The sequence below is a fragment of the Amycolatopsis sp. NPDC003861 genome (assembly GCF_053605405.1).
In genome coordinates, this window is sequence record NZ_JBSGJD010000375.1 from 1 (window position 1) to 6,595 (window position 6,595).

The 6,595-nt window shown below is 72.9% G+C and carries 7 protein-coding genes and 1 pseudogene; 3 read left to right on the top strand and 5 right to left on the bottom strand.

The window, feature by feature from the left end; all coding sequences use genetic code 11:
* Nucleotides 1-1,220 (bottom strand): annotated as a pseudogene (locus ACWEVN_RS45250) (CHAT domain-containing protein); the annotation flags it as partial.
* Nucleotides 1,221-1,316: 96 nt separating this feature from the next.
* Between ACWEVN_RS45250 and ACWEVN_RS45255 the strand changes: the two are divergent.
* Complete coding sequence (locus ACWEVN_RS45255) at nucleotides 1,317-2,465, top strand: S8 family peptidase (protein ID WP_452055384.1); 1,149 nt, start codon at nucleotides 1,317-1,319, stop codon at nucleotides 2,463-2,465.
* Between the two features lies 1 nt (nucleotide 2,466).
* Here the strand turns inward: ACWEVN_RS45255 and ACWEVN_RS45260 are convergent, their stop codons facing one another.
* Nucleotides 2,467-2,913 (bottom strand): hypothetical protein, encoded by a 447-nt coding sequence (locus ACWEVN_RS45260; RefSeq protein WP_452055385.1) that lies wholly within the window; start codon nucleotides 2,911-2,913, stop codon nucleotides 2,467-2,469.
* Nucleotides 2,910-3,470, bottom strand: coding sequence for an RNA polymerase sigma factor (locus tag ACWEVN_RS45265; RefSeq protein ID WP_452055386.1), 561 nt, complete (start codon nucleotides 3,468-3,470; stop codon nucleotides 2,910-2,912). Before ACWEVN_RS45265 ends, ACWEVN_RS45260 begins: the two co-directional genes overlap by 4 nt.
* Nucleotides 3,471-3,639: 169 nt before the next feature.
* Here ACWEVN_RS45265 and ACWEVN_RS45270 point away from each other — a divergent pair, with 169 nt between their 5' ends.
* Nucleotides 3,640-3,807 carry a hypothetical protein gene (locus tag ACWEVN_RS45270; protein ID WP_310975892.1) on the top strand — a complete coding sequence of 56 codons (168 nt, stop codon included), beginning with the start codon at nucleotides 3,640-3,642 and terminating at the stop codon, nucleotides 3,805-3,807.
* Here the strand turns inward: ACWEVN_RS45270 and ACWEVN_RS45275 are convergent.
* A complete protein-coding gene (locus tag ACWEVN_RS45275; protein WP_452055387.1) occupies nucleotides 3,804-4,988 on the bottom strand; it encodes a glycoside hydrolase family 64 protein in 1,185 nt (394 codons plus the stop codon). The genes ACWEVN_RS45270 and ACWEVN_RS45275 overlap by 4 nt on opposite strands.
* 37 nt (nucleotides 4,989-5,025) lie before the next feature.
* Nucleotides 5,026-5,940, bottom strand: a complete 915-nt coding sequence (locus ACWEVN_RS45280; RefSeq protein WP_452055388.1) for an EamA family transporter — start codon at nucleotides 5,938-5,940, stop codon at nucleotides 5,026-5,028.
* Nucleotides 5,941-6,016: 76 nt separating this feature from the next.
* On the opposite strand from ACWEVN_RS45280, the gene ACWEVN_RS45285 reads away from it, so the two are divergent.
* Nucleotides 6,017-6,514 carry a MarR family winged helix-turn-helix transcriptional regulator gene (locus ACWEVN_RS45285; RefSeq protein WP_449687240.1) on the top strand — a complete coding sequence of 166 codons (498 nt, stop codon included), beginning with the start codon at nucleotides 6,017-6,019 and terminating at the stop codon, nucleotides 6,512-6,514.
* Nucleotides 6,515-6,595 lie beyond the last annotated feature (81 nt).

The following is a 6,595-nucleotide window of genomic DNA, read 5'->3' on the forward strand; positions in this document are numbered from 1 at the left end:
AGCCGCAGCAACGCCGTCGCGTGCCAGGCGCGGGCCCGCAGCTCGGCCGGGCCGCCGCGCCCGGCCCGCCCGACGACCGTCAGTTCCGCCTCGGCGACGGCCGGACGGCCCAGTTCGAGGGCCAGCGACGCGACGATCAGCCGCGCGTCCAGGGCCGGGACCACCCAGCCGGCGTCGGTCAGCGCGGCCACCGTGCGCTGCCCGGACCGGAGCATCGCCGCCGTCCGGACCCCGCTGTCGCGCCGGGCCCGCAGCGCCAGGTACCCGCCGAGCGCGGCCCAGCCCGGCCGGTGCTGCCGGGCCGCGGACCGGCGCGCCAGGGAGGCTTCGCGCAACGCCGTTTCCGGGTCGCCGTCGAGCAGCGCGACCTTCGCGAGCAGCAAGCGGGCCTGGACGAGGTCGACGGCGTTGCGCCGGCGTTCGTACTCGGCGACAGCGGCCGTAGCGGCTTCGCGCGCTTCGGCGATCAGCCGGACGGAAAGCAGCGTCTCGGCGCGTTCGATCGGCAGCAGGCCCTGGTCGGTGCCGGCTTCTTCGTAGCGTGCGGCGGCTTCGTCGTAGGCGGCGAGCGCGGCGGGGACGTCGCCGCGGACGGTGGCGGCGAGCCCGCGGTTCTGCCACACCATCGCCGTCCGTCCGATGTGGCCGGTCGCGGCGAACCCGCCTTCGGCGCGGCGGAGGTCGTCCTCGGCGCCCCGCCAGTCGCCGAGCCGGGCCAGCACGATGCTGCGGTTGGTGCGGATGGTGGCTTCGATGAGGGCGTCGCCGCCCGCCGCGCGCAAGGTGTCGAGGGCGGCCGCGAACTCCGCGGCGGCGTCACCGAACCGGCTGATTTCGGTGAGCACGACGGCCCGCTGCATGCGCAGCCGCGCCGCCGCGGCCCCGGTGAGTTCCGGCAGCGCGCGGTCCAGCTCGCGCAGGGCTTCGGTGGTGCGCCCGGTGAGCGTCAGCACGTACCCGAGCACCCCGCGGGTCTGGGCGGCCCGCTCGCGCAGCCCGGCCCCGCCGGCCAGCCGGACCGCGGTGCGCAGCCGGGTTTCGGCGTCGGTGAGCCGGCCGGTGGCCACCCCGGCGAGGCCGAGCGCGTGCTCGGCGACCGCGGCGGCCTCGACGTGACCGCCGGCTTCCGCGAGCGCGGCCACGGCCAGCGCCCGCGCCTTGGCGGGCGAGGTGAAGGCCAGATCCGCCGCGGCGACGGCCTTGGCGAGGGCTCCGGTCACCGCTTGTGCCTGTCCGGGCGGGTGTGTATCTGATGGGAGGGTTCGTGGATCGGGTTGCCGACCCGTTCACCCATGACCGGTCCCGGAGGGGGACACATGACCCGATACCGCCATCGAGCCGGCGAGCTGCTGGTCCATGCCGACGATTGTGCCGCGATCCGCCCCGCCCTGGCAGGGTTCGGCTACCACCCGGCCGGGGCCGCCGGATCGCTGCGGCGCTTCACCGGCACCCGCCCGGTGCCCGAGGTGCTCGCCGCCCTCGGCCGCCGCGGCGCGAGCCCGAACCACCTGTTCGGGCTCGACCGCATCATCTGGAACGACCTCCGCCCGAAATCGACCTTCCACGCGCTGGACCCCGAGCCGGCGGGCGACATCTCGCTGCGGGTGGGGGTGATCGACACGGGCATCGTGCTGCGCGACGGGGTTCCGCACGAGTTCCTCGGGAAGCGCGTGTGCTTCGATCCCGAGGACACGGCTCGCGTGGTGTACGACGAGCACGGCGACCCGGTCGGCGGGGCGGCGCACGGTTCGTTCGTCGCCGGGGTGCTGCTGAAGCAGGTGCCACCGGAGGTCGGCGTCCGGATGAAGGGCGCGATCGACGAGGAGAGCGGGGACGTCGAAGACCTGGCGGTCGCGAACGCCATCGACGCGCTGAACGCCGAGGGCGTCACCCTGATCAACCTGTCGTTCTCGGGCGCGACCTGGGAGGACAAGCCGCCGAAGGCGATCGAGGACGCCTTGCGGCGCTTGCCGCAGCACGCGGTCGTGGTGGCTTCGGCCGGCAACCGCGGTACCCGGCAGCGGGTCTACCCGGCGGGCACCAGGTTGTCGGCCACCGTGGGCGGCCGGCCCGACGACAGCCACGTCAAGGTGGTCGCGGTCGGCTCCGTCGACACTTCGCACGATCCGGTCAAGCCGCCCGTCGCGGACTTCAGCAACTTCGGGCCGTGGATCTCCGCCTACGCCAACGGGGTCGACGTGACCGGGCCGTACTTCTGGCCGGGGTGCCCGGCGCAGCGGCAGGACGGGGAGCCGGACTTCAACGGCTACTCGGTGTGGAGCGGTACTTCGTTCTCGGCCGCCATCGTGACCGGGCAGATCGCGGCGAAGATGCACGTGACGGGGGCTCACGCGCGCGACGCGGCCGAACGCCTGCTGGACGACGCGGAGAAGATCTGCGTCTGGGACGTCAACGGCAAGCTCGAGCGGCCCTTCGTGCGGGGCGTGCCCGAACCGGGCGAGTGACCTAGAGGCTGGCCCAGCCGGTGGTGACCGTCGTGCCGTCCGCGGCGGTCACCGTCACCCGGGTCGCTCCGCGGGGCAGGCCCGCGGCCGTGAACCAGCCCTCTTCGCCGATCGGGCTCGTGAGCCGCTCGCCCGCCACCTCGATCAGCGCGTCTCCCGTCGCGCCCGTGATCAGGCCGCGCAGCGCCACGCGGCCGCCCGTGTACTCCACCTGCAGCTCCACCGACACCCGCGGGGACGAGAACGACAGCAGCCGGACGTCGTCGCCCGCGGCGCGGACCGCGCCCGCTTCCGCCAGGTCCGAGTCGAACGCGAGGTCCGCCAGCTCGGCGTCGAGGTCGCGGGTGGTCAGCGCCGCGCGGGCCTGGTGCAGCACGAAATCCGGCACCGGGTCCGCCTGGGCCGCGGCCGCGCGCAGGACGTCCATGAGGTCGTCGTCGGTGGTCATGTCCGGTCCTCCGTCCCGAGCCCGGCCTGGCCGGCCCGCTCACGCAGCCGCCGGAGGCAGCGTTGCCGGGTCGGGCCGATGCTGCCGACCGGGATGTCGAGGGCGTCCGCCACCTCCGCGTACGACGGCGGGGGCGTGGCCATGAGCACGCGCAGCAGCCGGCGGCACTGGTCCGACAGCTTGTCCAGCGCGCGCCAGAGCGCCGCGTCGCGTTCGTCGAGCAGCAGGGCCGCGTCGACGGCCGGGCCGGGGGCCGGCTCGCTCTGCCAGACCTGGTCGTCGGTCGGGCGCTCGCGGTCGGTGCGGCGGAGCTGGCGCAGGCACTCGTGCCGGGTGGTGGTGGCCAGCCAGCCGGGCAGCCGCTCCGGTTCCTTGATCCGGCCGAGGTTTTCGACGAGCTTCAGCCAGACCGTCTGGACGGCGTCGGCCGCGTCGGCGTCCCGGAGCCGGTGGGCGCGGGCGATCGACCAGAGCAGGCTGGCGTACCGGTCGACCAGGGCGTCCCACGCCGCCTGGTCGCCGCGCGCGGCCGCCTCGAGCAGGGTCGTGGTGTCCACTTCACCTCCGCTTGACCCACTCAGCCTAGCCAACAGCAGCCCTTCGGACCCGTACGCCATCGGGGGACTCCTTCGCGTCTTCCCCCCGCTCAGCCGATCCGGTGAGAGCGCCGGAAATACCTGAACCACCCCGGCCGTGGCCGCCGTGTGCCCGGTGGGAGTGGTGGAGATGGTGCGGAGTCTTGTGCTGGTTGCGCTGGTCGTGGAGCTGGTCGCCTGCGGGCCGCCGGTGGTGGAGGTGGACGGGCGGGCGCTGCCGGTGCCGGTGCGCACCGGCGCGCCCCCGGGCGAGCTGCTCGGGGACACGCCGGTGGCGCCGGTCGTCGTGAAGCTCTAGTTGAACGGATCCAGGGTCAGGTAGGCCGTCGCCGGGTTGCCGTCGTTGACCAGTGATTCGTAGTGGCCGACGTCGTCGAACGCGAAGGCGTACGCCTTGCCGTCGGCCATCTGCGCGTGGATCTTGCGCGCGTAGTGGTTGGTGACGGCGTCCTGGTAGAAGCCGGCCGAACTGGTGTCCGGCTGGTTCGCGTTGGTCAGCAGCGTCGAGCGGTTGAAGCCCGCGCAGAGGGTGCGCGAGATCTGGCCGCGGACGTCGTTCGGCGCGTCGAGGTTCTTGTAGCAGCCGAAGACGCTGTCGGAATCCGGTTTCTGGAACGCCGTCACGAAGCCGCCGGAGGTGTTCGTGAAGTTCATCGTGTTACCGGAGACCCGGCCGTAGTACTTCACGTTCGGCTGGTCGGCCACCGGCGTCACGGTCAGCGTCGACGAGCTGTACTTCGTCCAGACGCGGTTGATGTAGTCCTGCAACACGTTCGCGGGCAGCGCACCGGCCTCGATGCCGTGGGAGGGAGCCAGTGCGCGCAGGACCGTGCCGTCGGAGCGGGTGCGGATCAGGTTGGCCCAGCCACCCGGCTGGCCGCGCAGCGCGGTGTAGAAACCGTTGTAGCCGCCCGGTTTCAGGTGTCCGGTGCTCCTGGTGGTGCCGCCGACGGGCTGCACGCCGACCGCGTACGGCGCCGAGAACATGTCCACCTGGGTGCTGTTGAGCCACAGGCCGCCGTCGTTGAGCGTGTACTCCGACCAGTTGAAGAGGATGTTGACGTTCGGGTCGGACGGGTTCTGGACCGCCGGCTGGACCAGGCCGCCGGTGGCGAGCTTGAAGACGAGCTTCTGCCCGTAGGAGAAGTAGATCCGGCCGGAGAACTTCGGGATCCGGATGGTGATCGACTGGCCGTTCGCGGGGCCGGGGATCGACGCGTCGGGCGCCGGGATCGGCGGCACCGCGCCGCCGGGCCAGACGTGGAACGTGCCGTTCGCGTCGGCCCAGCCCTGCTGCCCGGTGGCCAGGTTCGTGCCGAGGTCGTAGAGGTACACGGGATCGCTGCGACCCGAGTTGTTGGTGATCTTCAGGGGAATCGTCGCCGGGACCGCTTCGGCGGCGGGGGCGGTCGCGACGGCTGTCGCGAATGCCGCCACCAGCACCGCAAGCCGTTGTCGGACGGACGTTTTCGTGCGCACGGGCGCCTCCTCGTCGAGGCCGGTGATCGCAAGTTGTTCAGACCATTTCAGCGTCAGTGGCCCGGCGAGGACTTGTCAAAGGTTGATAATTATCAGCCCCCGTCCGGACCAACGGCCGCCGTTGCGCGGAGACGACGGCGGCCAGCACGATCGCCGCGCCGAGCAGCTGCCACGGCGTCAGCCGCTGGCCCAGGACGAGCCAGCCGAGCAGGGTGGCGACGACCGGGCTCAGCAGCCCGAGGAACGTCACGTGCGTGGCCGGCAGCGCGCGGATCCCGCGGAACCACAGGGCGTACGCGAACGCGGCGCCGATCAGCGAAAGGTAGGCGTATCCCGCGAGGTTCGCCGCGGACAGCGATGCGGGCGGCGCGCCTTCGACGGCCAGCGCGACCGGCACGAGCACCAGCCCGCCCGCGACGAGCTGCCAGCCGGTGGTCGCCAGCAGGGGTGCGGGGGACGTCCAGCGCTTGCTGAGCACGACGCCGGTGGCCATCACGACCGCGCCGCCGGCCGCCGCGGCGACGCCGATCGCGTCGAGGCGCGCGGAGGACTGCAGCACCAGCAGGCTGACGCCGACGACCCCGGCCACGCCGGCGAGCACGGTGCGCCGGGTCAGGCGTTCGCCGAGCAGGCCGGTGGACAGGCCCGCGACCAGCAGCGGCTGCAGCGCGCCGAGGGTGGCGGCGACCCCGCCGGGCAGCCGGTAGGCGGCGACGAACAGCAGGGCGAGGAACGCGCCGATGTTCAGCGTGCCGAGCACGAGCGAGCGCCACCACCAGTCGCCCTTCGGCAGCCGGCGGGTGAGCGCGACCAGCAGCAGGCCGGCCGGCAGGGCCCGGAGGACGGCGGCGAGCAGCGGGCGGTCGGGTGGCAGGAACTCGGTGGTGACGAGGTAGGTGGTGCCCCAGATGGCCGGGGCGAGGGCGGTGAGGAGGAGCTGTTTGTTTAGCACTAAGACAGATTACCTCAGCGCTAAGGTACTTGACTACCTGTTCGCTTACCGCTAAGGCATCGGTTACGCTGTGCTCATGGCGGACCATGTGGACCGGGTGCTCGCGCAGTGGCACGCCGAGCGCCCCGACCTCGACGTTTCCCCGATGGGGGTGATCGGCCGGCTGTCCCGGCTGAGCGCGCTGGTCGACGCGGAGCTGCGCCGCACGTTCGCCCGTCACGGCCTGGACCGCGCGACGTTCGACGTCCTCGCGACCCTTCGCCGCAGCGGCCCGCCGTACCGGCTGACCCCGACGGAGCTGATGCGCTCGGCGATGGTGACGTCGGGCGCGATCACCCAGCGGCTGGACAAGATGGAGGCGCGCGGGCTGGTCGAGCGCACGCCGGACGAGGCGGACGGCCGCGGGGTCCGGGTGCGGCTGACCGAGGCCGGCGGGGAGCTGATCGACCGGGCGTTGCCCGAGCACGTCGAGACCGAGCACCGGATCCTGGCCGCGTTGGACGCGGCTGAGCGTGACGAGCTGGCCGCGACGCTGCGGACCCTCCTGGAAAGCCTGGGCGGCGCCGGGTCCTGAAGCGCCCCAATGTGGCGTTCGGTGCGTTGGACGCACCCAATGTGGCGTTCGGTGCGTTGGACGCACCCAACGCCACATTGG

What these genes read in the sequence shown, in the direction of transcription:
- ACWEVN_RS45285 (WP_449687240.1), top strand. Translation starts at nt 6,017, where the DNA reads ATGGCGGACCATGTGGACCGGGTGCTCGCGCAGTGGCACGCCGAGCGC.
- ACWEVN_RS45270 (WP_310975892.1), top strand. Translation starts at nt 3,640, where the DNA reads ATGGTGCGGAGTCTTGTGCTGGTTGCGCTGGTCGTGGAGCTGGTCGCC.
- ACWEVN_RS45255 (WP_452055384.1), top strand. Translation starts at nt 1,317, where the DNA reads ATGACCCGATACCGCCATCGAGCCGGCGAGCTGCTGGTCCATGCCGAC.
- ACWEVN_RS45260 (WP_452055385.1), bottom strand. Translation starts at nt 2,913, where the DNA reads ATGACCACCGACGACGACCTCATGGACGTCCTGCGCGCGGCCGCGGCC.